This is a genomic window from Providencia hangzhouensis (genome assembly GCF_029193595.2).
Classification (GTDB): Bacteria; Pseudomonadota; Gammaproteobacteria; order Enterobacterales; family Enterobacteriaceae; genus Providencia; species Providencia hangzhouensis.
Genome location: NZ_CP135052.1, coordinates 383,008 through 404,991 on the forward strand (window position 1 = coordinate 383,008; position 21,984 = coordinate 404,991).

Sequence of the window (21,984 nt, forward strand, 5' to 3'; positions counted from 1 at the left end):
ATACCTCATGATTTACTGATAGGTAACCGACTTTAATGGTCGGTATCCCCGAATACAGAGTGAACGTGTTCACCTCTGATGAATGTGTCTGTTAGATAAAAATTGTTATCAACAACGGCAAAATTAGCTTGAGCCCCAACTCGGATGTAACCAAATTGGTCATCGATTCCAAGGTATTGAGCGGGAACCGAAGTAGCCATTTGTACGGCTTCCCATTCAGGAACATGCGCGAGTTGCACCATGTTGCGCAATGCGTTATCAAGGCTACATGTACTACCCGCAAGAGAGCCATCAGCTGTGCGAGCTTGCCCTTGAGTGACCTTCACCGTCTGTGCCCCAAGGGCATAATCACCATCCGGTAGCCCACCAGCTCGCATACAATCCGTAATTAAAGCGAGCTGCTGATAACCTTTCATTCGATAAGCTAGCTGCATCATGACAGGGTGAACATGAATGCCATCGGCAATCAGCTCTGCAAGGACATCGTGGTACAACACTGCGCCACAGCAACCGGGCTCTCTATGATGTAAACCCGTCATGCCGTTATAAAGATGCACGCCACAATCTGCACCATGTGAAAATGCGAGACTGGTTTGTATGAAATCAGCGGCAGTATGTGCAACACTGGTCTTAATATTGTGTTGTACTAACCAATCAATAGCCTCAATGGCACCTTCTGCTTCAGGTGCAACAGCAACTCGCAAAAGTGTGTGATTAGCACATTGCACAAGGTCTTCCAATTCATGAATGGTCGGCGATTTTAAGTACTTAACAGGATGTGAGCCTCGATGACGTTCAGTGAAGTAAGGGCCTTCTAAAAAACTGCCGACTAACTGGGCTCCTGATGTTTGCGGCTTGGCGATAAAGTCACTCACTTGGGTGAGTGCGCGTTTGATATCATCCATTGGTGCGGTGACGGTGGTTCCCACCCAAGCCACAACACCAGTTTTGACTAATGCATCAGCGATGGTTTGCAACCCTTGTTGGCTTGCATCCATGACGTCTGCGCCAGCACGACCATGAATATGGATATCAACAAACCCCGGTAGTAAGGAGCGCCCTTCAAGACGGATGACTGGGCAGTGTTCGGGGGCGGTATCCGTAATTTCCTGTATAACACCGTTGCACACTCGAACATACTGCTGATAGCGAATTCCCTCAGGTGTAAAGGTACGATCCGCTAAAATGGCATATTGCTGTTTCATAGGCCATCTTCTTCACATTCAGGCTCTGACATCATAGCCAGTTTTTGACGTAGATCTTGAATACTACTCGTGCCAATATCGTGTAAGATAGAAAGAAGTTCTTTTGCATCAACCCCTTCACGTTCCAATGCCGCATTGACAATCATCGGCAGATTAACGCCAGCTAAAACTTCAACGGATTTATCTTCCATCATAATTGCCATAGCGCGGTTACAAGGGGTTCCACCAGGAAGGTCGGTGAGAAAAAGTATTTGTTCACAATTCATGGCACTCATTGCTGCTCGCATTTGTTGTTCCAATTCGTCGGGAGAAAGGGTTTCAACAAAATCAATAAACACCATATTTTCCTGTTCACCTGCGATGGCTTTGACAGCGGAAGCCATACCGCTTGCAAAATTAATGTGCCCAGAAACAATCAAACCAATCATTTACAACTCCTTGCTGGTGGGTAACTTAGCTACCCACCTAAAAACAATTTAATACGATCCTGTTACATCACACCAAGTACATGGCCAATAACACCGAAGGCCAAGACAGAGAAGATAAGCACCGGCGGTTTTGCCCAGAAACCTGTCCCTTTCACCATTTTGAACATCAAAAAGACAAGGCACAGAGGGAGTAAGTTAGGCATGATTTTGTCGAACAAGGCGGTTTGTAGTTCGACCACCTTGCCACCTACCTCAACAGCAGCGGTGGTTTGTACTTTTATGAAAGTGGCGGAAAGTGCCCCAATCACAAAAATCCCCATGATGTTGGCGGCTTTCGCTAATTTTTCTGTTGCGTCGCTCATGTTAACCATCGCCGCAGTACCTGCGCGATATCCCATGAACATCAAGCCAAAATAGACAAAAAAGTGAACAATTTGGTATAAAAAGAAGAAAACAAATGGGCCGGCAATTGAGCCTTCCATTGCGATAGATGCACCTAATGCTAAAGTCAGTGGCATCAATGTCATATGGTCGATAGCATCGCCAATTCCACCTGTTGGCCCCATACCTGCCACTTTCATTACGTTGACAGTAGAAGGCTTCTCTTTGTTCTCTTCCATGGCAACGGCAGTACCAAGTAAGAAAGTAAATAATTTTGGACTCGCATTGAAAAACTGTAAGTGATTTTTCAGTGCAGTTGCATAATCGCGTTTGTTATTACCATGAATTTTGCGTAGGGCTGGGATGATGGAGAATGCAAAGCCTCCCCCCTGCATACGTTCAAAGTTAAAGTTACCTTCCATAAATAGCCCGCGAAATGCACAACGCCATAGATCGCCTTTCGTGATGACTTTGCGGACAGTGGTATCTTGGTACTCATCAATGCCATCAACGTAGGATTCCACTGGTAAGTTTTTGGTTTCTACTGCTGTTTTGTTATCAGATACCATCTTCAAAATCCTCATTTTGTTGTGAGTTATTCTTGTTGTTGTTACCGCTGAAGAAGTAATACAGGGCTGCCGCAGATGCGCCGAGTATTGCTACTGCCATAATTGGCAGTTTGAGATAAGTGGTCATAACGAAACCAACAAAGAACACACCAGCCACTTCTTTTGACCACATGATTTTCAACAACATCGCGAAGCCAATTGCTGGAACCATTTTGGCGCCAATACCTAAGCCTTCGAGGAGTACTTTTGGTGTATTTTCATCAATCCACTGTGCCGCGTGTTCACCAAAGTAAACCGTTACAAAGGCGACGATCGCGTAGAGTAAAGAACGAACGGTAATTGTGGCGATTAATAACCGGGAGATCCCCGCCGCATCGGCTTTTTCAGCGTAGCGATCAGCTTTACCCATGGTGAACGCGGTAATAGCAAAAAAGCCGATAATGATCATTTGCATGAGAACGGCAATTGGCATACCAATCCCCATCGCTACCGCTGGTGATTGATTAGTCATAATGGCGAATGCAACGGCGGCGATAGTGCCTAAAGTAACATCAGGTGGCTGAGCCCCTGCATTTGGAACAAGCCCAAGCCAAGCTAATTCTAATGTTGCACCCGCAATTAAACCGACTTGCATATCACCCATAATCAGGCCAACAACAGGCCCTGTGATCAGTGGGCGGTGGATATTGAGTGCAACGTCATACTTATCTATACCGCAAAAGAAGGCCCATAAAGCCACGAGAGAAGCTTCATAAATCATAATAGTTTTCCTTAAACGCCTTAGTGTTAAGTTGTTATCTCAATCTGCTTATGCTGTTGCGAGAGTAAGAACATTAACGGGGGTTTGGTCTGGAGTATTTTGAATTGTGCAAGCTACTCCTTTGTCGACAAGCCGACGAAATGCTTCTAAGTCGCGCTCATCCACAGACACTGTTTTGGCAATTTGGCGCTTTCCTTCATGGAAATGCATATTGCCGACATTGCAGTGAGTGATAGGAACTCCACCTTCGACAAGGCGAGCAACATCTGTTGGGTTATTGCAAAGAATAAAGATTTTTTGACGAGGAGACGCTTTGTGAATGACATCGATGGTTTTTTCGATAGAGAAAAATCGGACGGCATATTCTCCACCTGCGGACGCTTTCATCCCTGCTTGCATAAAAGCAGAATTAGGGCCATCCGCAGCATCATCATTAGCGACAAGAATTAAATTTGCTTCAGTGTGTTTACCCCAAGTGATTCGAATTTGCCCATGTAATAAACGCTCATCGATTCGGGTCCAGACAATATTTGGTGCGTGCATATAATTGCTCTCTTATTATTAGCTATATTTATCATTAAGAAGGCATGAAGCCATCTTCTTGATATGAGAACGGGTAAATAGTGACACCTTGAACAACCCGATTAATTTCTCCAGTTGGAGATGGGTTATCTGGTGTATTCCCCAGTGCAATGGAACTATGGAATGCAAAGGCCTGCGCTAACATTAAATAAGGAAAAAATAGGGCTGAGTCTGAGCACTGCTCCATTTTTTTAATATAAACGAAACTTTCCTCTATTTGTGTGTCATCAGAAGAGGAGGTGACCGCGATCACTTTTGCTGAAGCATTATCGTGAATTACCTCTCTTAATAAGTCAGTCTCATACTGTCTGGTGTATTTATCGTTTGACAGAAACAGCACGACTAACGTTTCTTTATTGACGATAGATTTCGGTCCATGGCGAAACCCTAAAGGCGTGTCAAAGTTAGCAACGACCTTACCAGCCGTTAATTCCAACATTTTTAGGGCAGCTTCTTGTGCAAGGCCTTGTAAGCCACCACTACCTAAATAAATGACTCGTTTAAATTTACCTGCATAATCTTCACGGATACGGCGGTTAAATTGAGTGTAACTGTCGTGATAATCTTGGAAATAGGGTTTAATTTCATTCAAATAGAAGGATTCGGTTAAGAAAATACACAGCGCAGCCATCATCATGGATGAAAAGCTTGACGTCATTGCTAATGAACGGTCATTTGATTCTTCTGGCATTAAAATGGCTAATGCATTGGTATTATTTTGGCAATAACGATATAGCTGCCCTTGCTCGTTGCAGGTTAAAACTAAGTGGTAACACTGAGTTAGGCATTTTTCTGCCACATTAAGAGCAGCAACACTCTCGGGACTATTGCCAGAGCGAGCAAAAGAAATTAGTAACGTTGGTACGTTTTCCGCTAAATATTCTTTTGGGTCGGCGACTAGATCCGTGGTGGCAATGGCATCAATACGGCGTTTTAAATGGCCTGTTAGAACGGGGGCAAGGGCGCGGCCTGCGAAAGCCGATGTTCCAGCTCCCGTCATGATAATGCGTGCGTCTGGTGCCTGAAGCACTTTAGCTAAAAATGTATCAATTTCAGCACGTTGTTCTTGTATTAGCTGGTTTGTTTTTTCCCAGCATTCAGGTTGTTGCTCAATTTCTTTTGCTGTCCAGAATGCGTTTAGCTTTTCGAGTTCAGGTGTTTGATAGCTTAAATATTCCATGTCAAACCTCAGTGACTAAATTTACATGCATCGGCATATACCGAAAGTACGTCGCGAATTTTTGCAAAAATAAAGGATTTCGCTGAGCCATCGATCATGCCTTCTCTTAATTGTTGGAATTGATGTGGCATGTATTGGCTTAAAAGTGGTAACGGGATCGGTTTTGAAGATAAGTTAGCCATCAGCGTTTCTATGGCTTGGTTAATTTCTTTATCAGGCCAGTAATAACGAATACGGTCACTAAAACTATAAACGCGTGCAAAAGCTTGCTGCTGGGCATCACCATGGTAGTATTTTTGCCAAAATTCGGGCTCACGGCACATCAACTGTTCCATTTTCTCTTTTAAGTGAGAACACTGTTCTGCTGGGAACATTTCATTCTCAATTTCACACAGAGAATAGAGGGCTTCTCGCATAGCAAATGTTAAAGCCGGGCCCACTTTTAAAATAGCAAAGTGGTCTTGAACGAGTTGCTTATAAGCATCTGGTGTTTGGTAATCGGTTGAGTGTGCTTCAAAAACAAGATGAGGGTAGTCATCAACAACTTTACTTAATGCTTGTGCTTTTTCGGGTTGATAATCAATAACACCGGTATGGTCAAATTCCACGCCAGGTTGGACGACGAGGCCAATAACACGTGTCCAGCAGTCACCGACACCTGCTTTTTCGAACGCTTTCGCATGGCAGTCTAAGGTTTTTCTCGCAGCTTGTGGGTCTGTGACTTCAACACCTTCAAGCGCTTCAGTTGCTCCACCTGGTACGGGAACTTCCGTACCAATAACATAAACGATATCGCTGTAGCCAAATTTTTCTTTGGCGGTTTTTTCTGCAATAACTGCGAGTCGGGCGGCACGTTGTGCAACGATTTCATCCGTGAGTGGAACAGGGTCATCTGCACAGGACATACTGCAATCAAGGTGGATTTTTTTGAACCCTGCGGCAACGTAATGTTCAATTAGGACATCGGCATTATCCATGGCATCAGCGGCATTAAGCCCTTGCCAACGGTTAGGACCTAAATGGTCACCACCAAGAATTAGCTTATTTAGAGGAAAATTGATTTTTTCTGCTTTCTCAACCACATAATTGAAAAAGTCAGCCGGAGTCATACCCGTATAGCCACCAAATTGGTCAACTTGATTGGATGTGGCTTCAATTAAAAGAAAGGAATCATTATCCAGCGCTTGGTGCAATGAAGCTTCAATAACAAATGGGTGGGCTGAGCAAACAGAATAAATGCCATTCTGTTTACCAAGTTTATTTTGCTGAACAATCTTTTCTAAAGGATGCATTAATACTAACTCCACAATCAACACGGTTGTATTGTTAATGGAGTTAGCGAGTTATTGCTCTTTATCGACGATGATCACTTCAATTTTATGGTTTTTCAACTCTTGGACATATTCATCAGGGATCCCAGAGTCTGTCACCAAAACATCAATATCAGCGAATTCACGGATCATATGACAGCTGCGCTTACCAAATTTCGTAGAATCAGCAACCGCAATAACAGTTTCCGAGATTTCACACATTAACCGGTTAAGGCTAGCTTCCTGTTCATTGTGTGTCGTGATACCAACGCGTAAATCGAACCCATCAACCCCAAGAAAAACCTTGTCAAAACGATAATTTCTGAGGCTATTTTCTGCTTGTGAGCCAGAAAACGATAAAGCATTTTTGCGCAATGCGCCGCCAGTCATTAGTACATCAACGCCAGCGGCTGTTGCTAACTCCATTGCGACATCTAAACCGTTAGTCATGACAACGACGCTATCCCGCGACTTTAAGTGTGTCGCAATTTCTCGTGTCGTTGTCCCCGAGTCTAAAATGATCGTATCGCCATCATTAATGAGCGCGGCGGCTGCTTTCCCTATTAATGTTTTTGTGCCCGCATTCTGCCCACGTTTTTCATGGATGCTAAGTTCAGCAATAAACCCAGTATTTGGAATTGCTGCCCCATGGGAGCGGACCACATAACCATTCTTTTCAAGAAAGCTTAAATCGCTACGGATGGTGACACTTGAAACTTTAAATATTTCGGCTAAATCTTCGACTCGTGCTTTACCTTGTTGGTTAATCATGTCGAGGATTTCCATGCGCCGTTCAACTGCCGCTTTCACTTTCATCTCCTTACGAAACCAAATGATCTTCTTTCATTTGATTTCGAATTAAGTTTACTACGCTAAAAAATACCGACAACGAAAAAAAACAAAACTTTTGATCTCTTTCACAAAGTTTCGATTCGTGTGTTGTTTGCTTACGGATATTTTCAAATTTTAAATATCATATCTTCGAATAAGAAAGTATCCAATCAATAAAGTAGCAATAATTGTACTTTTACTAAGCAACCCCTGTGTTTTGCATAAATATTAGCAATATTTGCAAAAAATTCGCTAAATATAAGCTCAAAAATTGGCATAAAGTGCGATGGTGGTAATTGAAGTTCGAAAGGAATAGAAGTTTCTTTAAAGCAAAAACAAAAGTTACTGGGCTACTGTGTGTTATTTATATGCTTTTCAACGTTTCTGACTCAAATTAAACGCTTTCAAATTCTTTCATTTTTTGATTTTGTGATTTCAATCTCTTTTGATTTTTCGTGTTTTGCGTAATGCTATAAAAATAACCTGACTGTTTCGGATTAATTTAAATGCCTGCAAACCAACCTACTTATTTTCATATGATGGCGAAACCCACCAGTTATCGCTGCAATATTAAATGCGAATACTGTTTTTATCTTGAAAAAGAAAATGTGTTTCACGAGCAACCAAAGGAAGACCTGCATGACGTTATGCCTGATAACGTACTACGTCGTTATATCAAAGACTATATCCAGTCCCATGCTGGTGAACAGGTAGACTTTTCATGGCAAGGTGGGGAGCCAACCCTTGCAGGGCTCGAATTTTTTGAGCGTGTTGTTAAGTACCAAAAGCAATATGCCCAAGGAAAAATCATCACGAATAGTGTGCAAACTAACGCTATTGCGATTAACCGACAATGGGCGCAGTTTTTTGCAGACCACGGTTTTTTAATCGGTGTATCTATTGATGGCTTAGAAGCTGTTCATGATAAATATCGAATTTCCGTTAATGGTAACCCAACTTTTGAGCGTGTGAAGAAAGCGATTCAGCTCCTGATTGAATATGGTGTTGAATTTAATACCTTAACCGTTGTTAATGACCAAAATTGGCGAAAAGGAAAAGAAACGTATCGAGCTTTGAAAGCATTGGGTTCCACTTTTTTTCAGTTCATCCCCATTGTTGAAGTGGATAGGCGCTTTCCACATACTCAAGGTGGCCATTATGCCCCTGGGCCAAATGCCGCGATGGCACCATTTTCAGTACCCGCTGAGGGATATGGGCAGTTTATGGCTGATGTTTTTGATGAATGGATCCACCAAGGAGACATTGGCAAAATTTATATTCGTCTATTTGATAGCTTATTAGGCACTTGGATGGGCTATCCGGCATCAACCTGTGTGCAATCTAAAACGTGTGGGCAAGCGCTGATTATTGAATCTAATGGGGATGTCTACTCCTGTGATCACTATGTGTACCCTGCCAATCGGTTAGGTAACGTACAACAACACTCCCTTTCTCGTATTGTCTCCTCTAAACAGCAAGTCCGTTTTGGGCAAAATAAATATGACAAGCTAACGAGTCTTTGCCAGCGCTGTGAGGTTCAAAGCCTTTGTTATGGCGGCTGCCCTAAGCACCGGATCACGGCGATAGAAGGTGAAAAATATCGCCATAACTATTTATGTCGTTCATATAAAAAGATTTTTCATCATACCGCTTTAGGTATGCAGTTAATGCGTCAAGCGATATCTGGTGGTGCTTTAGCTAGTGATGCACTTGGCGCAATACAGCGTGCTTATAAGCAATAATAATATTATCTGGAGATATTTTTGTGAGATTACCTTCTATGAAGAAAAGCCTATTAGCAGGGCTGATAGCAGCAAGTAGCTTAGTACCTCCCATTGCAGCGAATGCAGGTGGTACACCGGAAAAGCCGAATGTTTTACTGATTATTATGGATGACTTAGGAACAGGGCAGCTCGATTTTGTGCTTGATAGCCTTGATGTCAAAGAGCTTGCGCAGCGCCCATCACCACAGCGTTATCAAGGTGATATTAATAAGATGGTGGAAGCGGCCAGAACGGCGATGCCAAATGTTGCGGACATGGCTGCAGGCGGAATTAAGATGACCAATGCATTTGTGGCTCATCCTGTTTGTGGCCCATCACGAGCGGGTATTTTTACTGGGCGCTCTCCTGCAAGTTTTGGCACTTACAGTAACGATGATGCGATGTTAGGTATTCCTCAAGATATCAAACTATTACCCGCATTATTCCAAGAAAATGGCTATGCCACAGCCAGTATTGGAAAATGGCATAATGCGAAGGTATTGAAAAAACCTAAAATTGCACCAGAAAAGCAAACTCGCGATTATCACGATAATATGATTTCGACACCGGAGCCAGGTTTCGCACCTCATGAAAGAGGTTTCGATTATGCATATAGTTTCTATGCATCAGGGGCGGCACTTTGGAATTCCCCCGCAATGTGGCGAAATGGTGAAAATGTGCCAGCTCCTGGCTATACCACGCATTTGTTAACGGATGAAGCCATTAATTTCATTGATGGGCACAAAGACAAACCTTTCTTTATCAATCTTTCATACAGCGTACCACACATCCCATTAGAAGAAGCTTCACCAGCGAAATACATGGATAAATTCAATACTGGTAATGTTGAAGCCGATAAATATTTTGCTGCGCTAAATGCGGCCGATGAGGGAATTGGTAAAATTATCAATACACTAAAGGAAAATGGTGAATTAGATAATACGCTAATTTTCTTTATTTCTGACAATGGTGCGGTGCATGAGTCGCCAATGCCAATGAATGCGATGGATAAAGGCTTTAAAGGGCAAATGTTTAATGGTGGCGTACGCGTTCCATTTGTTGCTTATTGGCCGGGGCATATTCCCGCAGGTAAACACAGTGATGCGATGGTTTCTGCGATTGATATCTTACCAACTGCATTACAAAGTGCAGGGATCACCATACCCGATAGCATGAAAGTAGAAGGCAAAAATATTATGCCACTATTAACGGGTAAAACAGAAAAGTCACCACATGACTATCTGTATTGGACAGGTCCAGGGACGAAACATTACAGCGAAGAAAACCAAGATTTTTGGCATGGCTACCATGAATGGATCACTTATCAACGCAAAGAAATTCCAAACAACCCTAATTTAGAAAAACTATCGAAAGGCTCATGGGCTATCCGTGATGGGGAATGGGCGCTTTATTTTTATGATGATGGTTCTAACCAGCTCCAATTATTCAATGATAAACAAAATCCAGCCGAATCGAATAATTTAGCAGCTCAATACCCAGAAAAAGTAAAAGAGTTGAAATCTGCTTATTATCAATGGATTAAGGATAAACCAAAACCTGTCGTATGGGGACAAGACCGTTACCAAGTCCTGATTGAATCAGCAAAATAAATACAAACTTTTGTTCTAATCTGCGCGCAAGGATGCGCCAGTTTGCATCATAGAGAAACACGTATGACAATACCGACTGAACGCCCAAAGCTGCCTTATGAGCACCCAGATATAAAAATTTATCAGAAGTTATTCAAAGAGAATATCATTCGAAGATTAATTAGAAAGTCAGCCTATCAATGTAACGATAACCACATCATCAAAGCCTTTCAAGATGAAAATCAACCACTTTCAGTTCTTTGCGAATTATTAGTGCGCTATACCACGGAAGCTTTTGTTCATTATCAAACATGGGGTTACTCTCACGCATACTATCCTGGCAGCCCAGGCCAGCAAACGGTGCGGACAGATGCCCTTGAAGGGGTTAGTAGGGTACTGCCTTTACTTGCTTCATGGCTAGTTCATAGCCAAAAAGCAATATTGAATGGGTTAAATTTAGCATCAATTGACCTTTCTGAAATCATCAAAAATGCATTTTTACATGGTACAGACCCTGCTCATAAAGGCTATTGGGGAAGGCTTGAAAATTATGACCAAAAAATTTGTGAATCTGCAGATTTAGCGCTGACTCTCTGGTTGAGTCGTGAGTGGGTATGGGATAAATTGGATAACTCTGCGCAACAACGCATTATTGAGTGGTTCGAACAGGTTAATCATTGCGATATCGTTGATAACAACTGGCACCTTTTCCCTCTTACCGTGCAATTTGTGATCCGAGCTCTCACAGGTCGAGATACCATTGCAATGTGGCGGTATGAAAGAGTGAAACAATTTTACGTGGGTGATGGCTGGTTTCGGGATGGCGCGAAAGGTAACTTTGATTACTATAATGCATGGGGCTTTTACTATTCATTATATTGGCTGAACCAAATTTGCCCCCACTTCGATGATGAATTCATTCGTAGTTCATTAAATCAGTTTAACCATCATTATCGTTATTTTATGACACCGCAAGGGATTCCATTTTTTGGCCGCAGTGCATGTTATCGCCTCGCGGTGTCCGCGCCTTTATTAGCCGGTGTTGATTTAGGTGGGGATGCTGTGAGTGTGGGGGAGGCTAAAAACGCACTAGAAAGTACTTTGCGTTATTTTATTGGTCATGGTGCCTTAAAAGCGGGAGCGCCAACTCAAGGTTTATTTAGCTATGATGCCCGCCTAGTCGATAATTACAGTGGTCCTGCGAGTAGTTTTTGGTCATTACGTGCTGTAATTATTGCTTTGTATTGTGGCAATCGAATTCAACTTTGGGATAGCCCTTGTAGCCCACTGCCAGTTGAAAGCTCAGACTTTCATTTCGAAATACCATCAATTGCGGTAACGGTTATTGGTGTGAAAGAAACACAAGAGGTCACCGTGATATTTCGTGAAGATTACCTCAAACAGCAATCCCCATTGACGCGTCGCTTAGAGAAACAATTATGCTCTCAGAAAGTAATTGAAACGCTACTAGGCCAATCAAAACGACCTAAAAACAACTTGTTACGTAAAGGAGTGACAAGTTATAGCTCTAAAATGACTCACTACTTCTAATCTTCCTTTCATTTGCTTTCAGTGCGAAAGAAATAGAAATGTGATTTAGATCTTTTACCTTTCTGTTTCTTTCGTTTAATATTATTCGAAATTAATCGAAAGCTGAGAGGCGATTATGTACTTGGTATCTACCCGTAATATGTTGAACAGAGCCCAACTGGGAGGCTATGCAGTTCCTGCATTTAATATTCATAATTTAGAAACCATTCAAGTTGTTATGGAAACTGCTGCAGAAATGGCATCTCCCGTTATTTTAGCAGGAACCCCGAGTACGTTTTCTTATGCAGGAAGTGACTACTTGATAGCTATTTGCCAGCAAGCGGCTGAGCGCTATAAAGTCCCAGTGGCTTTGCATCTAGATCATCATGAAGATATTCCAGATATTTTCCAGAAAGTCTCCGCGGGTGTGCGTTCTGCGATGATTGACGCTTCTCATTTTCCGTTTGAAGAAAATATTCAAATAGTTAAACGGGTTGTTGATTTTTGCCATCAATGGGACTGCACAGTTGAGGCTGAGCTGGGGCGTCTAGGGGGGCAAGAAGATGACTTAGTTGTTGATGCCGCAGATGCACTTTTCACTGACCCTGACGCTGCGATTACTTTTATTCAAAGAACTGGTATTGATTCCTTAGCTGTTGCAATTGGAACCGCTCATGGCATGTATAAAAGTGAGCCACATTTGGATTTTGCTAGGCTGGACGCAATCCGTAAGAAAACGAATTTGCCTTTAGTTCTTCATGGTGCTTCGGGGATCCCTGATGCAGATGTCAGGCATTGTATTGAGCTTGGAATTTGTAAAGTCAATGTCGCGACAGAGCTAAAAATCGCGTTTTCTGATGCAATCAAGCAGTATTTCATTGAGAACCCAGAAGCTACTGACCCTCGCCATTATCTGGTTCCAGGAAAGGCAGCGATGAAAGCGGTGGTGATGGATAAAATTCGTGTTTGCAAAAGTGATGGAACACTTTAACAAGTAAAAATCATCTAGATTTGCTGGGGTATAACCCAAATTTATTGTTGATAGTCCGCAATAAATCGTTTTGAAAATAAAAGGAATATTATGAAACAAGTTGCTGTTTTGCTCGCAGATGGCTTCGAGGAAGGGGAAGCGGTCGTTTTCATTGATATCATGCGTCGGTTAGATATTCATGTCGATGTCTTATCTTGCATGGATTCGCTTATTTTAAATACGTATTTTGGTACTAAAATTAGTGCAGATTATCTGTTAGTCGAAAAGTTATCCCATACTTATGATGCAGTTATGATGCCTGGTGGGCCAAAAGGAACTGACCGTTTGTATGCGAATGAAAAAGTAGTTGATTTCCTTCGGCGGCATATACATGAGGATAAGTATATTTGTGCGCTATGTTCTTCTGGTGCGAAAGTATTAGCAGCTCATGGGTTACTGGAAGGTAGACATTATAGTACAGGGGACAAGTTGGCTGAGAAATTTGATGATGGCATCTATGTTGACCAAGATGTTGTTATTGACGGAAAATTTATCAGTGCAAAAGGGCTTGGTGTAAGCTTTGAATTTGCATTTACCGTCGCAAAACATTTGCTGGCTGACAATGTTGATAAAGTGGATTGGCAAGCTAAGCATATATATTTTAAACATTGGCCACTTCCCTATCTATAACTTTTATCGGTGATCAAGATAAAAAATAAAGCGGGAATGATATTTTTTCCCGCTTTATTAATATTAAATAGCAGAATAATGATCAAAAATCAGAGTTAATAGTGTATGAAGCTAGTTCTCATCATGATAAGAATTAATTGTAATTTATCAGTATTATAACAGCTGGATTTAAATTAGAAATTTTCCGTTATAAACATTAAGCTGGTCAGATATATAATCGCCGGTAAGGAATGAATATGCGGAATATTGCTATTACAAAAAATAATATTATTTCTGGTTTTCAATGGTTCTTTTTTATCTTTTGTAATACGGTTGTTATTCCTCCGACTTTACAATCTGCGTTTCATTTATCACCACAAACCACGTTTGTAATAACCCAATATGCTTTTTTATTAACGGCTCTGGCTTGCTTGTTGCAAGCGTTTATAGGCCATAAACGCTCTGTGATGGAAGGGCCAACTGGGCTGTGGTGGGCAACAATTTTAACCGTAACCTTGTCAGAATCTATGCAAGGAACTTCTCTTGAGACGATAGGATGGAGCTTGGCTATAGGGATTTTTCTGTCTGGGATTATTACCATTTTTATTGGTTTAAGCGGTCTTGGTGGTTGGTTAGCTGGTTTGTTCAAGCCGGGAGTGCTTGTGGTGTTTATGTTTTTACTTGGTGCTCAACTGGTCACTATTTTTTTAAAAGGGATGTTAGGACTACCATTTGGTGTTGGCAGTGAAAATATTACAGTTAATTATCCTGTCTTCTTTTTAGCCCTCGCAGTACTGATATTTGTCATCGCGATGATCATTTATTTACCTATGAGTATCAGTAAATATGCATTATTGATTGGAACAATTACCGGATGGCTTGCTTATAGTGGGTTATTTGGCAGCACGATATCACCTGTTTCATCAGGGCAATGGGTGTTATTTCCATTAGGTAGATCCGATGAAATCAATATAAGTATTGCGCTGACAGCGATTTTGGCTGGAATATTAAACACATCCAATACGTTTGGAGCGATGCGAGGAACTGATGTTTTTTATCCCAATTCATTACCCGTTAAATCCTTATATCGGCGTAGTTTTATGATGTCAGGGGTTGTAACAATATTAGCAGCGCCGATAGGCGTAGTGCCTTTTTCACCGTTTGTCTCATCTATTGGTCTAATTACTCAGACAAAAGACAGTTCACGTATCTCTTTTACTATTGGCAGCCTTATTTTCTTATGTGTGGGGGGCATTGCGGTATTGACTCAATTTTTCCGCTCTTTGCCGTTAGCCATTGGTAGCGCGGTTATGTTAGCGACGTATTTGCCGCTGCTATTTTCTTCATTTTCATTTCTTGCGGATATGAAACTGAATGCACGTAATATTTATCGCCTCGCATTACCTATTTTTATTGGCATCTTTTTGATGTCAGCACCTGCTGCGGTATTAAATTCTTTGCCAACAATGTTTAGTTCTTTACTAGGTAATGGGTTACTCATGGGCATTATATTGGCACTTATTTTAGAAAATACGATCAAGTGGGATAACATAGCTTAATGTTTTGATAAAAAAAGCAAAGATGAAGGAAAATCTTTGCTAGAAAAGAAATAAAAAGGGATGTGATTTCATTTGGGCGTTTATTTTTTAGTATAAACCCAATTTTTTATATCAATAGGCTTAGTGATAATTTTGTTATCAATCAAAAATTGTTGAGTTTGCTTTAACTTACGGATGTCATTATCAGTAATATTAACGGAATAGCGTTTAGAAAAACTATCTATACTATGAAAATCATGTATTTTTTTTATGATTTCAATATTAGTATCGCTTTCTTTAGCAAGTAAAATTTCTGCCTGATCGGGGTTATTTTGCGCATATTTACTTGCTTTTAATAAAGCAATATTCATTGCTTTAATCACCTTCTCATTTTGATTTATGAATGCTTCTCTCCCTACGATAACAGAAATACCTGAGAGTTCAGGTTCAGTACGGGTTGAATAAAGTGTTGTAATCGTCGGAGATTTATTTTCTAAACGGGCGGTACTTTGCTCAGTCCATACCATCGCATCAATTGCTCCGTTTAATAATGCGGATTCAGCATCATTTGTCATTTGAATAATATTGAAGTCAGATAATTTATATCCTTGTTGTTCAATAAATAGCGTGAAATACCGTTGCATATACGTTCCTCGTGGTAATGCAACTTTCTTGCCTTTAAGGTCAGCTAACGAGTGAATATTGCTATCTTTTCTTACTGCGATATTAGCATTGATGGAAGAATCCTCTGACATGATTAATTTTAAGGGAACACCTCTCGATGTGGCTATAATTCCCGGAAAATCTGCATAAACAGCAATATCAATAGCATTTGTCGCGAGGCCTTCATTGACGGCTGGACCTGCTCCTGCAAAACCAGAAATGGAATATTGGTAATCAACTTTTTGTAGCTCTTCTTCAAGATATCCTAGCTGTTTTGCTAAACCGAGCAAACCACTTAAACGACCATTATTATCTGCTGTACCAATACGAACAATTTTTTCATTATTTTTACTGTCAGGTAGCCTTTCATCCCCACAACCAACTAAAATGAAGGAAATTAATACTATGATAGGAAATTTGATATAATTTAATAATGTCATGATATGTTCCTTCTAGATTTCATATTCACTTGAAAAAAGTTCTGCAGAATTATCAAAAAATTCTTGAAGAATAATTCTCTTATAATATGCAAAATCAGAACTACCTCGATTTCGTGGATAAGGAAGATTAATATCAATTATTTTTTTTATGTTTCCAGGGCGGGATGACATTATAATTACTCGATTTCCCAAATATATTGCCTCTTCAATATCATGGGTAACTAAAATCATCGTCAGTTGCTTTTCTTGTTTGATAGATAAAATCTCTCGTTGCATTTCAATTTTGGTTAAAGCATCAAGTGCGCCAAGCGGTTCATCCAATAACAATAGTTCAGGTTGGGTGATTATTGTACGGGCAATTGCTGCACGTTGTGCCATTCCTCCTGAGAGTTGTTTAGGATAAGCATTAGCAAACTCAGTCAAGTTTACGAGTTTTAAATAATTTTCAACTAGAATTTTCTTCGTTTTTTTATCTATATGGTCTAATCCGAAAGCGATATTATCAGCAATTGTTAACCAAGGTAGAAGCCTATTTTCTTGAAAAACCATTCCTCTTTCTATATTTGGTTCGGTTATCTCTTTATTTTTAAATAGTACACTTCCACTATTGAATTGGTTTAAGCCTGCAATTATGCGTAGTAAAGTACTTTTCCCACAACCACTATGGCCAACGATAGCAATAAATTCACCTTGTTGAACTTGAAGGTTAATATCTTCTAAAACAGAAAGTAACTTATTATTGATAGTGAAATTTTTAAATCCATTTTTGATTGATAGCATATTTATTTCCTTTCTGTTCTTAACCATGGCAGCAGGTAATAAGATATAATTAATAAAATCTTATCTAATAATAAACCGACTATACCGATAACAAGAATACCCACTATAACGACTGGGGAATCTAGCATAATTCGGGCATCATTGATGCGATAGCCAATACCTGAGTTAGCTGCGATCATTTCTGCTGCAACGACTGTTGCCCAAGATAACCCCATTGCAAGCCTTAAACCTGTAAATAGGTTGGGAAGTAGTGATGGAATATAAATTTTTCGTAATTTTTGCCAGATATTGAATTGATAAAGATTACCTAATTCAATATAAGTCATAGGTGTCGTTTGTATTCCATTGATGGTACTTAGTAATATAGGGAAAAAGGCACTTTTTATAATAAGAATAATTTTAGTTACTTCACCAATCCCAAACCATAAAATTAATAATGGTATCCATGCTAGTGGAGGAATTTGACGTATAGCATTTAATGTCAGGTTGAAAATTTGGTTTGTTCGTAGCGACAATGCCATGATAATACCAAGAAAAAAAGCAAAAATAGCAGCGATAGCAAAGGCTATTAATACTCGGGATAAACTAATTGATATATCTTGCCATAATTGCCCAGAATATAATTGGAAATTCAAAGAATGCCATGCTTGCGGAATAGATGGAAAAATAACAGGAGAAACACCTCCAATTGTTGTTGTAATATACCAAATTGTAAAAATAATGACTGGAAGTAGAAGTAAATAAAAACTGTTTTTCAACATGATATATAAACCTCAACTTATTTTATCGAAATATTGATTGAGGAAGCTCACATATGTTTTTGTATCCTGTAATCCAACGAGTTTATCCACTAATTTCCCATTATTTGAGACTGCAATAATAGGTATACTTCTAAGTGAATACTTTTGAAGAATTTCAACAGAATTATCTACAGAGAGATAATTGATTTTATTTATTGAGTAAAGTTTCACTAATGAAGGTAATAACTCATTCAATACTTTACATTTATTGCACCAATTAGCACCGAAGAAAATCAAATTATTTTTATTTTCATTAATAATTGAATCGAATGTTTCACTATCTATTTCATATATTTTATCGGAAAAGAAAAATATGTCAGATTTTTTGGAGGAATGATTATCTCCAGTGCGAGCAATACATAAGATATCATCATCTGGAATTTTATGTTTTATTATCCCTTCGATATACACTCCTGTAATTGTATCTTTAGGGGCTGCATTTGGTAATCGAAATTGAGAGACATCCATAGGTGCTATGCTATTTTCTTCAGGTATATCTAATTGAGGGATCCAATCATAAGGGATTCTATAAGCACGATAGATCATATTATTGCGTTTTTTTCCTTCTCGCCAGTAAGGTGAGACATATTCCCACACAATCTCATGTTCAGCTGTTATTTCAATCAATCGCCCATTTGAGCCTTCGGTAATTAAAGTATTACCATTTGGTAGACGCTGAGCGCTACTTACATATGGGCTATAGAATCGACTCGAATCCATGGGAGATGCAAAACCTAGTTTTTCTGCATCATGTTGCCAAATAATTTCGAGAGTAACTGGGTTTATTTCTAATACTCGAGAACTATCTCGCCATGCATTTTTTAAGCCATATACAGATGAAGGGTTTGGTGCTCCATAACCAGCCCAACCTCCATTATCAAAAATTAACAGATTTCCTGCACCTGGAAGGCCATGAGGTATAATATGAGCATGATGAGGTCCGATAATCCAACCAAGATGATGAACTTGTTTGTCGTTATAATCTGGCCCTAATTGCCAAACTATTTTTCCAGTTTTTCGACTAGTTATTCCTATTATATTTGCTTCTCTAGAATCCCAAATAATGTTATCAGGATGAAAACGTTCGTCTCCATTATCATAATGTAGATTTGGCCCTATACGAGACATGGTATTAATATGTAGATAATCTCCCATGCCTCCACCAGCACTACGCATATTTGGATCACGATATAAAACATTTCTAGCTTCTTCGCTGAAATTTAATTCTGAAAAGTGATCGCTAAATGCCCATTGCCAGATAATATTACCTTGCCAATCTACTTCGATAAAAATATCATCAAGTAGCCATTTATCTGATATTTCAGGTTTGTAAATATTTTGATGGCATAGTATTAGAGTATTTCCGCTATGGGTTTGTGATGTTAATGTAGGAGAATAATAACCAACAGGGTTTCCATCACGTTGAAAATCATGATGTTGTCTTGCCATCCATATTATTTCTTGATTAGGATCTTGTATTTTTTCTAATTTATTGAATGACCATATAATGTTACCATCCCAATCAAATTGAACTAAATCAACTTGATCTTGAACACCATATTTAGGTGATCGCAAACCATGACTACCAAATAAATATCCACCAGGTAAAATTTTATTAGGGAAACCATCAACTCCTTGCCATAAATGCACTTCTCGACCATTCATATCAATTAATAGCGCACCTTTTCCTGGTGCGTTAAAAAGGATATAACCACTAAATGTTTTTTCTTTATTGAAAATAGTAGTTCCTGAAGGATAAATACTTGGATGCCCCATATTAAATATTCCTATAGTAAATTTTTCTATGTGGAATAATGGTGTAAAGGTAATGGCTTTTGAAATATTTTTTATTATGGTGTTATAACTTAATAGAACAATACAGTAATGTTCTATTAAGTGCTTATATTTATAATATTAAGTGATAAGAATATAATACGTAATTAATACAAAAAGTTAAAAATATAATTGATTTTTTCCTAGTGATGGTATGAGTATTGTTCATATCTTATGATCAGTAACACAGTATGAAGGATATTAAACTATACATTATGTTAATTCATTTACTGATCGTTATTTACGGGCTAACATTGCGTTAGCCCGTAAAATTTAACGGCCTAAATAACTATCCCAATCTTTCCAAACGGGCTGTAAACCGGCTTGCACAAGGGCATGTGCGACTTGAGCGGCACTGCGGTTATCATTTGGGGAAAACTGTTCTAGCTCTTCTTTGGTATCTGCATAGCCCCCCGGTTGGGTTTTTGAGCCGGCACTGACGTTGTTAATTGCCAATGGCACCACGTGATCACGGAAATAAGGTGATTCGCGGGTTGAGAGTGAAAGCTCGACATTCGGCGCCAGTAGGCGAAAAGCACAAATCAATTGCACTAATTCGGCTTCATTCATCAGTGATGCTGGTTCAACGCCACCTGCACAAGGGCGCAAGCGAGGAAAAGAGATAGAATAACGACTTTGCCAGTAGTATTGCTGTAAGTACAACAAATGTTCTGCAACCATATAGCAATCGGTACGCCAACTGTTTGATAAACCAATTAACGCGCCAAGGCCGATTTTATCTATACCTGCTTCTCCTAAACGTTCTGGAGTGGCTAGGCGCCAGTGAAAATCCTGCTTTTTACCTTTGAGATGATGTAGTTGATACGTGGGCTCATGGTAGGTTTCTTGATAAACCATCACACCGTCTAACCCCAAAGTTTTCAACTCCTTATATTCATCTGTGCTTAGTGGCTGCACTTCCATCATTAACGAACTGAAATAAGGGCGAATGATGGGGAATGTGTGGCGGAAGTAGTCCATACCCACTTTACTTTGGTGCTCCCCTGTAACCAGTAATAAGCTATCAAAACCAATTTTGCGAATGGTTTCGCACTCATTGATGATTTCAGCGTCATTTAGCGTTTTTCGCTTAATTTTATTACTCATCGAGAAACCGCAATAAGTACAATCGTTTGCGCATAGGTTCGATAAATAAAGTGGCACGTAAAAGCCAACAGCATGGCCAAAGCGTTGGCGGGTGAGTTTCTGGGCTTTTTGTGCCATCAGCTCAATATAGGGACGGGCAGCAGGGGAAAGCAGCGCCATAAAATCATCGAGTGTGAGTATATCTGCCGCCAAAGCGTGTTCCACATCGACAGGTGTTTTACTGTTTATCCGCAGTGTCGTATCGTCCCAATCCAGTGCTTGTAAGCGTTCTTGGAAACTTGGGATCATGATAAGGCTCCTAAAAAACGGGTCAATGGGCTGGACGCTTGCGCCTGTTGCTTCGGCGCAGCTAACCCGCTTTGATAAGCTAACTCAGCGGCTTCGACCGCGAGTTTAAACGCTTTTGCCATAAGTGCAGGTTGCTTCGCTACCGCGATTGCGGTATTGACTAAAACGGCATCGGCACCCATTTCGATGGCTTCTGCCGCATGGCTTGGCGCACCAATTCCGGCATCTACGACGACAGGCACAGAAGCTTGTTCAATAATGATACGGAGCATTTCTTTAGTTGCTAAGCCTTTGTTTGTGCCAATCGGTGAGCCTAATGGCATCACAGCGGCACAGCCTACTTCTTCCAAACGACGACAAAGTACTGGATCTGCGCTGCAATAAGGCAATACAACAAATCCCTCTTTAACGAGCTGCTCAGCGGCGAGTAATGTCTCGATGGGATCGGGTAGCAAATAACGCATATCTGGATGGATCTCAAGTTTGACCCAATTGGTACCGAGGGCTTCTCGAGCTAGGCGCGCTGCAAATACCGCCTCTTGGGCATTTTTCGCACCGGAGGTATTCGGTAATAGTTTCACACCCAATTCTTGCAGTGGCTGTAAAATACCATCATCTTGCCCACGTAAGTCAATACGTTTCATTGCCATTGTCACCAATTGACTGCCGGATGCTTCAATGGCGTCTTGCATTAGGTTGGCGCTGGCAAATTTACCTGTTCCAGTAAACAGGCGTGAGTGAAAAGTTAAATCTGCGATTTTTAACATT

The 21,984-nt window shown here is 40.3% G+C and carries 20 protein-coding genes; 6 read left to right on the forward strand and 14 right to left on the reverse strand.

Annotated features, from left to right (window positions below; genetic code table 11):
* Positions 1–32: 32 nt before the first annotated feature.
* The 8 genes from nagA to agaR all read right to left on the reverse strand — a co-directional run bounded on the left by nagA (position 33) and on the right by agaR (position 7,225).
* Positions 33–1,205: an N-acetylglucosamine-6-phosphate deacetylase gene (gene nagA / locus PZ638_RS01695; protein ID WP_094962835.1), complete on the reverse strand. Its 1,173-nt coding sequence runs from the start codon at positions 1,203–1,205 to the stop codon at positions 33–35.
* Positions 1,202–1,633: a PTS galactosamine/N-acetylgalactosamine transporter subunit IIA gene (gene agaF, locus PZ638_RS01700; RefSeq protein ID WP_164454897.1), complete on the reverse strand. Its 432-nt coding sequence runs from the start codon at positions 1,631–1,633 to the stop codon at positions 1,202–1,204. Before agaF ends, nagA begins: the two co-directional genes overlap by 4 nt.
* 62 nt (positions 1,634–1,695) lie before the next feature.
* A complete protein-coding gene (locus PZ638_RS01705; RefSeq protein ID WP_036958865.1) occupies positions 1,696–2,583 on the reverse strand; it encodes a PTS system mannose/fructose/sorbose family transporter subunit IID in 888 nt (295 codons plus the stop codon).
* Positions 2,573–3,343 (reverse strand): PTS N-acetylgalactosamine transporter subunit IIC, encoded by a 771-nt coding sequence (gene agaW / locus PZ638_RS01710; protein WP_094962833.1) that lies wholly within the window; start codon positions 3,341–3,343, stop codon positions 2,573–2,575. Before agaW ends, PZ638_RS01705 begins: the two co-directional genes overlap by 11 nt.
* Before the next feature lie 48 nt (positions 3,344–3,391).
* Positions 3,392–3,886, reverse strand: coding sequence for a PTS N-acetylgalactosamine transporter subunit IIB (gene agaV / locus PZ638_RS01715; RefSeq protein WP_094962832.1), 495 nt, complete (start codon positions 3,884–3,886; stop codon positions 3,392–3,394).
* A 34-nt stretch (positions 3,887–3,920) separates the two neighbouring features.
* On the reverse strand, positions 3,921–5,105 hold the full coding sequence (locus PZ638_RS01720) for an SIS domain-containing protein (RefSeq protein WP_004264442.1): 1,185 nt from the start codon (positions 5,103–5,105) through the stop codon (positions 3,921–3,923).
* A gap of 8 nt (positions 5,106–5,113) precedes the next feature.
* On the reverse strand, positions 5,114–6,397 hold the full coding sequence (gene kbaZ / locus PZ638_RS01725) for a tagatose-bisphosphate aldolase subunit KbaZ (protein ID WP_206277686.1): 1,284 nt from the start codon (positions 6,395–6,397) through the stop codon (positions 5,114–5,116).
* Positions 6,398–6,448: 51 nt separating this feature from the next.
* Positions 6,449–7,225, reverse strand: a complete 777-nt coding sequence (gene agaR / locus PZ638_RS01730) for a transcriptional repressor AgaR (RefSeq protein ID WP_036958927.1) — start codon at positions 7,223–7,225, stop codon at positions 6,449–6,451.
* A 527-nt stretch (positions 7,226–7,752) separates the two neighbouring features.
* On the opposite strand from agaR, the gene PZ638_RS01735 reads away from it, so the two are divergent.
* From PZ638_RS01735 to PZ638_RS01760, 6 genes are all read left to right on the forward strand, one after another.
* On the forward strand, positions 7,753–8,988 hold the full coding sequence (locus PZ638_RS01735; RefSeq protein ID WP_144140716.1) for an anaerobic sulfatase maturase: 1,236 nt from the start codon (positions 7,753–7,755) through the stop codon (positions 8,986–8,988).
* Between the two features lie 23 nt (positions 8,989–9,011).
* Positions 9,012–10,619: a sulfatase family protein gene (locus tag PZ638_RS01740; protein WP_094962829.1), complete on the forward strand. Its 1,608-nt coding sequence runs from the start codon at positions 9,012–9,014 to the stop codon at positions 10,617–10,619.
* 63 nt (positions 10,620–10,682) lie between these two features.
* Positions 10,683–12,149 (forward strand): DUF2264 domain-containing protein, encoded by a 1,467-nt coding sequence (locus tag PZ638_RS01745; protein ID WP_004264467.1) that lies wholly within the window; start codon positions 10,683–10,685, stop codon positions 12,147–12,149.
* Between the two features lie 115 nt (positions 12,150–12,264).
* A complete protein-coding gene (locus PZ638_RS01750) occupies positions 12,265–13,119 on the forward strand; it encodes a tagatose bisphosphate family class II aldolase (protein ID WP_036958871.1) in 855 nt (284 codons plus the stop codon).
* Between the two features lie 87 nt (positions 13,120–13,206).
* Positions 13,207–13,788 carry a DJ-1/PfpI family protein gene (locus PZ638_RS01755; protein WP_144140720.1) on the forward strand — a complete coding sequence of 194 codons (582 nt, stop codon included), beginning with the start codon at positions 13,207–13,209 and terminating at the stop codon, positions 13,786–13,788.
* Positions 13,789–14,024: 236 nt separating this feature from the next.
* The gene (locus PZ638_RS01760) at positions 14,025–15,326 is read left to right on the forward strand and encodes a uracil/xanthine transporter (RefSeq protein ID WP_036958874.1); all 1,302 of its coding nucleotides are present in this window, start codon (positions 14,025–14,027) and stop codon (positions 15,324–15,326) included.
* Positions 15,327–15,406: 80 nt separating this feature from the next.
* On the opposite strand, the gene PZ638_RS01765 is transcribed toward PZ638_RS01760, so the two are convergent.
* The 6 genes from PZ638_RS01765 to PZ638_RS01790 form a co-directional block, all read right to left on the reverse strand.
* Complete coding sequence (locus tag PZ638_RS01765) at positions 15,407–16,408, reverse strand: ABC transporter substrate-binding protein (protein WP_136135117.1); 1,002 nt, start codon at positions 16,406–16,408, stop codon at positions 15,407–15,409.
* Positions 16,409–16,420: 12 nt separating this feature from the next.
* Positions 16,421–17,188: an ABC transporter ATP-binding protein gene (locus PZ638_RS01770; protein ID WP_226617260.1), complete on the reverse strand. Its 768-nt coding sequence runs from the start codon at positions 17,186–17,188 to the stop codon at positions 16,421–16,423.
* Between the two features lie 2 nt (positions 17,189–17,190).
* Positions 17,191–17,949, reverse strand: coding sequence for an ABC transporter permease (locus PZ638_RS01775; RefSeq protein WP_094962824.1), 759 nt, complete (start codon positions 17,947–17,949; stop codon positions 17,191–17,193).
* Between the two features lie 12 nt (positions 17,950–17,961).
* Positions 17,962–19,764, reverse strand: coding sequence for a DUF6568 family protein (locus PZ638_RS01780; protein WP_206277595.1), 1,803 nt, complete (start codon positions 19,762–19,764; stop codon positions 17,962–17,964).
* 330 nt (positions 19,765–20,094) lie between these two features.
* Positions 20,095–21,216 carry a 2-iminoacetate synthase ThiH gene (thiH, locus tag PZ638_RS01785; protein WP_004264492.1) on the reverse strand — a complete coding sequence of 374 codons (1,122 nt, stop codon included), beginning with the start codon at positions 21,214–21,216 and terminating at the stop codon, positions 20,095–20,097.
* Positions 21,213–21,983: a thiazole synthase gene (locus PZ638_RS01790; protein WP_004264496.1), complete on the reverse strand. Its 771-nt coding sequence runs from the start codon at positions 21,981–21,983 to the stop codon at positions 21,213–21,215. The genes thiH and PZ638_RS01790 overlap by 4 nt, the downstream gene beginning before the upstream one ends.
* Between the last annotated feature and the right edge of the window lies 1 nt (position 21,984).

Coding starts and splice junctions, on each gene's coding strand:
- PZ638_RS01775 (WP_094962824.1), bottom strand. CDS start 17,949: ATGTTGAAAAACAGTTTTTATTTACTTCTACTTCCAGTCATTATTTTT.
- nagA (WP_094962835.1), bottom strand. CDS start 1,205: ATGAAACAGCAATATGCCATTTTAGCGGATCGTACCTTTACACCTGAG.
- agaV (WP_094962832.1), bottom strand. CDS start 3,886: ATGCACGCACCAAATATTGTCTGGACCCGAATCGATGAGCGTTTATTA.
- agaF (WP_164454897.1), bottom strand. CDS start 1,633: ATGATTGGTTTGATTGTTTCTGGGCACATTAATTTTGCAAGCGGTATG.
- PZ638_RS01750 (WP_036958871.1), top strand. CDS start 12,265: ATGTACTTGGTATCTACCCGTAATATGTTGAACAGAGCCCAACTGGGA.
- PZ638_RS01760 (WP_036958874.1), top strand. CDS start 14,025: ATGCGGAATATTGCTATTACAAAAAATAATATTATTTCTGGTTTTCAA.
- PZ638_RS01780 (WP_206277595.1), bottom strand. CDS start 19,764: ATGGGGCATCCAAGTATTTATCCTTCAGGAACTACTATTTTCAATAAA.
- PZ638_RS01790 (WP_004264496.1), bottom strand. CDS start 21,983: ATGTTAAAAATCGCAGATTTAACTTTTCACTCACGCCTGTTTACTGGA.
- PZ638_RS01705 (WP_036958865.1), bottom strand. CDS start 2,583: ATGGTATCTGATAACAAAACAGCAGTAGAAACCAAAAACTTACCAGTG.
- PZ638_RS01735 (WP_144140716.1), top strand. CDS start 7,753: ATGCCTGCAAACCAACCTACTTATTTTCATATGATGGCGAAACCCACC.
- PZ638_RS01770 (WP_226617260.1), bottom strand. CDS start 17,188: ATGCTATCAATCAAAAATGGATTTAAAAATTTCACTATCAATAATAAG.
- kbaZ (WP_206277686.1), bottom strand. CDS start 6,397: ATGCATCCTTTAGAAAAGATTGTTCAGCAAAATAAACTTGGTAAACAG.
- thiH (WP_004264492.1), bottom strand. CDS start 21,216: ATGATCCCAAGTTTCCAAGAACGCTTACAAGCACTGGATTGGGACGAT.
- PZ638_RS01720 (WP_004264442.1), bottom strand. CDS start 5,105: ATGGAATATTTAAGCTATCAAACACCTGAACTCGAAAAGCTAAACGCA.
- PZ638_RS01745 (WP_004264467.1), top strand. CDS start 10,683: ATGACAATACCGACTGAACGCCCAAAGCTGCCTTATGAGCACCCAGAT.
- agaW (WP_094962833.1), bottom strand. CDS start 3,343: ATGATTTATGAAGCTTCTCTCGTGGCTTTATGGGCCTTCTTTTGCGGT.
- PZ638_RS01765 (WP_136135117.1), bottom strand. CDS start 16,408: ATGACATTATTAAATTATATCAAATTTCCTATCATAGTATTAATTTCC.